Annotated in this window: 5 protein-coding genes; 3 read left to right on the top strand and 2 right to left on the bottom strand. The window is 67.5% G+C overall.

Translation table 11 applies throughout. From position 1 onward, the window contains the following. Both carB and greA read left to right on the top strand, forming a co-directional pair. The coding region (gene carB / locus Q0996_RS18210) for a carbamoyl-phosphate synthase large subunit (RefSeq protein ID WP_299622991.1) at positions 1-1,518 on the top strand (1,518 nt) is incomplete at its 5' end. A gap of 78 nt (positions 1,519-1,596) precedes the next feature. Further along, on the top strand, positions 1,597-2,073 hold the full coding sequence (gene greA / locus Q0996_RS18215; protein WP_299622994.1) for a transcription elongation factor GreA: 477 nt from the start codon (positions 1,597-1,599) through the stop codon (positions 2,071-2,073). 43 nt (positions 2,074-2,116) lie between these two features. On the opposite strand, the gene Q0996_RS18220 is transcribed toward greA, so the two are convergent. Both Q0996_RS18220 and Q0996_RS18225 read right to left on the bottom strand, forming a co-directional pair. After that, entirely contained in the window at positions 2,117-2,614 is a 498-nt protein-coding gene (locus Q0996_RS18220) for a GNAT family N-acetyltransferase (protein WP_299622997.1), read from the bottom strand. A 15-nt stretch (positions 2,615-2,629) separates the two neighbouring features. Continuing rightward, positions 2,630-3,127 carry an Lrp/AsnC family transcriptional regulator gene (locus Q0996_RS18225; RefSeq protein WP_299622999.1) on the bottom strand — a complete coding sequence of 166 codons (498 nt, stop codon included), beginning with the start codon at positions 3,125-3,127 and terminating at the stop codon, positions 2,630-2,632. Between the two features lie 224 nt (positions 3,128-3,351). On the opposite strand from Q0996_RS18225, the gene Q0996_RS18230 reads away from it, so the two are divergent. Then, positions 3,352-4,217, top strand: an 866-nt coding sequence (locus tag Q0996_RS18230) for a mitochondrial fission ELM1 family protein (RefSeq protein ID WP_299623002.1), incomplete at its 3' end; no start/stop codon positions are given.

Genomic DNA, 4,217 nt, shown 5'->3' on the forward strand with positions numbered 1-4,217 from the left:
GGCCAGGGCATCGAGTTCGACTACTGCTGCGTTCACGCCGCCTATGCCCTGCGCGAGGCCGGCTTTGAGACCATCATGGTCAACTGCAATCCGGAGACGGTCTCCACCGACTACGACACCTCCGACCGCCTCTACTTCGAGCCGCTGACCGCCGAAGACGTGATCGGCATCGCCCGCACCGAACAGAGCCGCGGCGAACTGAAGGGAGTGATCGTGCAGCTCGGCGGGCAGACGCCGCTGAAGCTCTCCCACGCCCTGGAGGCGGCCAGCATCCCGATCCTCGGCACCTCCCCCGATGCCATCGATCTGGCCGAAGACCGCAGGCGCTTCCAGGCGCTTCTGAGCGAGCTGGGGCTGCGCCAGCCGCCCAACGGCACGGCGACTTCGCGCGAGGAAGCCCTCAGCGTCGCCGAGCGGATCGGCTATCCGGTCCTGATCCGCCCCTCCTACGTGCTTGGCGGGCGGGCCATGGAGATCGTCCACGAGCAGGCCCAGCTCGAGCGCTACATCGCCACCGCGGTGAAGGTCTCGGGCCGCAATCCGGTGCTGATCGACAGCTACCTGCGCGAAGCCATCGAGGTCGATGTCGACGCTCTTTCCGACGGCAGCGAAGTCTTCATCGCCGGGGTCATGGAGCACATCGAGGAGGCCGGCATCCACTCCGGCGATTCCGCTTGCGCCCTGCCGCCCCACAGCCTGTCGAAGCCCCTTGTCGAGGAGATCGGCCGCCAGACCGAAAAGCTCGCCCGCGCCCTCAACGTGGTCGGCCTGATGAACGTGCAGTTCGCGGTGCAGGGCGAGGAGATCTACATCCTGGAGGTCAATCCCCGGGCCAGCCGCACCGTCCCCTTCGTCGCCAAGGCCACCGGCCTGCCCATCGCCAAGATCGCCGCCCGGGTGATGGCCGGCGAGAAGCTGCAGGACTTCGATCTAAGCCGCGCCGAGAACAGCCACGTGGCGGTCAAGGAAGCGGTCTTCCCCTTCGCGCGCTTTCCCGGCGTCGACGTCATGCTGGGCCCGGAGATGCGCTCAACCGGGGAGGTCATGGGCCTGGACAGCAACTTCGCCCGCGCCTTTCTGAAGGCCCAGCTCGGCGCCGGCGTTACCCTGCCGGACTCGGGTACGGTCTTCATCTCGGTGAAGGACGGCGACAAGGCGGCGGTGGCACCCGTCGCGCGCGCCATCGCCGATCTGGGGTTCCGCATCATGGCCACCGGCGGCACCGCGGAATTCCTTGCCGCTCAAGGCCTTGACGTGGAGACGGTGAAGAAGGTCCGGGAGGGCCGGCCGCACATCGTCGACGCCATGAAATCCGGCCAGGTCCAGCTCGTCTTCAACACCACCGAGGACGCCAAGGCCATCGCCGACTCCTTCGCGCTGCGGCGCACCGCGTTAACCAATTCGATCCCCTACAGCACCACGGTCGCCGGGGCCAAAGCCGCGGTTCAGGCCATCGAGGCGATGAAGTCCGGCGATCTTGCAGTCGCGCCGCTGCAGACTTATTTTAAGGCTTCGTAAGCGGCTGTAGGCTTTACAGCCGAGCCAAATCAGGCACACTTGTTCTCTTGGAAATTGGGAAGCATCAGGTTTGCTCCGATGAGCGACAAAGTACCCATGACGGCTGCAGGCTATTCCAGCCTTGAAGAAGAGCTGCGCTACCTGAAGACCACCGCGCGTCCGGAGGTCATCCGTGCCATCGCCGAAGCGCGCGAGCACGGCGACCTGTCGGAGAACGCGGAGTACCATGCCGCCCGCGAACGCCAAAGCTTCATCGAAGGCCGGGTGGCCGAGCTTGAAGACAAGATCGCCCGCGCCGAAGTCATCGACGTCACCACCCTGGACGGCGACACCGTCAAGTTCGGCGCCACCGTCACCCTGGTGGACGAGGACACCGACGCCGAGACCGCCTACCAGCTCGTGGGCGAGATGGAAGCCGACGTTAAGGCCGGCCGCCTGGCCATCACCGCCCCCCTGGCCCGCGCCCTGATCGGCAAGGAAGTTGGCGATTCCGTCGAGGTGATGACCCCCGCCGGCTCCAAGGCCTACGAAATCCTCAAAGTCCAATACGTCTGAGGCGCCCCTGCGGCGATCGCTTTGCTGCGGCTGAGCGCGATGATCAGCCGAGGTCGAGGCGCGCTTCGACCTCGTCCTCGATCATGCGCCCGGTCTTCCTGAAACCGAGACGCGCATAGAAGGGCCCGGGCCCGCCTTCGGCCTCGACGTAGGAGAGACCGAGCGCGGCAAAGCCGTTGTCGCGGGCGACCCGTTTGAGGATCTCCAAGACACTGCGGCCGTAACCCTTGCCCTGCTGATCCTCGGCGATCATCAGCCGCCAGATGAACAGGGCGCCCTGCGTATCGAAGTCTGCCAACTCGCCGGCCCGCGGATCGTGCAGCATGACGAAGCCGACCGCATCCTCGCCGGCATAGACCGCCCTGACCCAGGCGCCTGCGTGGTAGTGGCCCTGCACCAGGGAGACGGCGTTACTGGCCACGAAGCTGCGTTGGGCCTCGGCAACCTTCAGGCGCAGCACGGCGGCATAGTTTTCGACGTCGACCTCTACGAGCCGCAGGCCATCTTCACTCGCCGGATTGTAGACGATACCGTCTGTCACAGGGGTTGCCGCACCTCAGTCCGCGGCCGGCTCCAGGCCCTGGTGGACGTCGATGGGCACGCCGGGGGTCGACTTGGCGGTGCGGATCACCTGGATGGTCTTCACGGTCACCACGTGGGGGGCCGCGGTCAGCCGCTCGGTCAGCTCGTTCTCGTGGGCGGTGTTGCGGGCCACCAGGCGCAGCACGAAGTCGTCGGGACCGCGGGCCATATGGCACTCCCGCACCTCCGGCCAGCCGCCCACCAGGCTTTCGAAGGCCGTCAGCACCGCGTCGGACTGGCTATCGAGGCCGATCAGGGCGAAGAAGGTGACCTCGAAGCCCAGGGCCTCGGCCTGCAGGTCGGCGTGGTAGCCGCGGATGAAGCCGGCCTCCTCCAGCGCGCGCACGCGGCGCAGGCAGGGCGGCGCCGAAATGCCGGCGCGCCGGGCCAGTTCCACATTGGTGATGCGTCCGTCTTCCTGCAGGTCCTGCAGGATTTGCAGATCGATTCGGTCCAGTTTGACCCGACGCATAGACACCTCTTGGACGTTTGCGGAAGTCTGACCCGGTTAAAAGATCGCGCCTCTTCCATGCGGCGCTTGCGCAACAATATTACCGACCGGCCCGGGCCGCGCAAGCCCGTAGGGCTGTGCAAAACTTCCCGGCGACGGCCCACAAGGGGCAACCCCGGGGCCGGGCAGCTATGCGCGCGCCCGGGCTTGCGCCGGGTCGACGGCGCGCCCATAGTCGCGCCGCCATGACCGACCCCAGCATGCCCACCATCGACGACGAGGACAGCCAGGCCGCGCCCCTGAGCGGCGCGGCGCCGGAGCCTGATGACGGCGGCCTCGGCGATCTGACCTGTTGGGTGGTGACCGACGGCAAGCAGGGCATGGAGATCCAGTGCCTCGGCCTTGCCGAGGCCATCGGCCTGACGCCTGAGGTCAAACGCATCCAGGTGACCAAGCCCTGGCGCTGGCTGCCCGCCGGGATGATCCGCAGACCGCTCGACACCCTGGGGCCGAAAGGCGACGCTCTGGCACCGCCCTGGCCCGACCTCTGGATCGCCAGCGGCCGGCAAACGGTCCCGCTCAGCCGCGACATGCGGGCGATCTCCGGGGGCAGGAGCTTCACCGTCCAGGTGCAGAACCCGGTGATCGATCCGGCCTGCGTCGACCTGGTGGTGACCCCCGACCACGACCTGCTGAACGCGCCCAACGTGCTGTCCACCCGCGGTGCCCTGGGCCGGGTGACACCGCAGCGCCTGGCGGCGGCGGCCGAGGCCTTCGCCGGACGCTACGCGCAGTTGCCCGCACCGCGGGTCGGGGTGCTCATCGGCGGCGACAACGCCGTCTTCCGCATGACCCCGCAAATCATGACCGACGTTACAGAGAAGCTTGCCCGCCTGGCGCGGGAGGAGGGCTGCGGCCTGATGATCACCCCCTCGCGGCGCACCGGCCAGCGCAACGAGGCGATCCTGCGCAAGGGTCTGGAGGGCCTGCCTGCCGACATCTGGGACGGCAGCGGCGAAAACCCCTACTTCGGCATCCTCGGCCTGGCCGACCACCTGGTGGTCACCGGCGACTCGGTGAACATGGTCTCCGAGGCCGCCAGCACCGGCAA

This window comes from Pelagibius sp., from assembly GCF_028289705.1.
Classification (GTDB): domain Bacteria; phylum Pseudomonadota; class Alphaproteobacteria; order Kiloniellales; family Kiloniellaceae; genus Pelagibius.